Below are 713 nucleotides of genomic sequence, written 5' to 3'. Positions count from 1 at the left end.
GCGAACGATCCGGGGGTGCGGCCGTCTTCGCAGGGCCGGTGCGGCTCCCGGGCGCAAAGCCGCACGTCGCGTAGCATGAAGAGCTGAGATCACCGCCCTTGGCCTCGTAGGAGTGAGATGTTGACTGATCCGGTCACCAGCGAATCGGCGGCCCGCGCCGACGTCGACCGCCGTGACCAGATTCTCGACGCGGCAAACGAATGCTTCGCCCAGCTCGGCATCCAGCGCACCAGCGTGCAGGACGTCGCGCGAAAAGCCAACGTGTCGCGGGGCACGGTGTACCGGTACTTCGAAGACCGCAACGTGCTCATCCACGCCGCAATCGAATTCGGTGCGCAGCGGTTTTATCGGGAGGTCGCTTCCGCCATGTCCAAGAAGAACACGCTGGCTGAGCAGGTCGGCGCGATGGCGGAAACCCACGCCAGAATCCTGCTCGACCATCGCACACGGAACCGTTTGATGGCCGACGATGCCGAGCTGATGCGGCACATGATCTCCGATGGTGACACCGCGGTCCGGCGATCCACGCAGTTTCTCGAACCCTACGTGCGGGCCGCGCGCGAGCGCGGCGAGGTGGGCACCGGCGTCGACGTGAGTGCGGCCAGCGAATGGCTGGCGAGAATCATCTGGTCGTTCTCGACCGTCAACGAGGCCCAGACGTTCGACATGTCCAAGCCGGACACTGTCCGGCGCTACGTGGAAACGTTCGCCAT

The 713-nt window shown here is 64.9% G+C and carries 1 protein-coding gene; it reads left to right on the top strand.

Annotated elements, in window-relative coordinates:
* Positions 1-117 precede the first annotated feature (117 nt).
* On the top strand, positions 118-713 hold a 596-nt coding region (locus A9X05_RS01920), incomplete at its 3' end, for a TetR/AcrR family transcriptional regulator (protein WP_067778831.1).

It is taken from the genome of Mycobacterium sp. E3298, assembly GCF_001666895.1.
GTDB lineage: Bacteria > Actinomycetota > Actinomycetes > Mycobacteriales > Mycobacteriaceae > Mycobacterium.
Note: the sequence above shows the minus strand (reverse complement) of the source record. Positions and strands in the feature narration are given on the sequence as shown.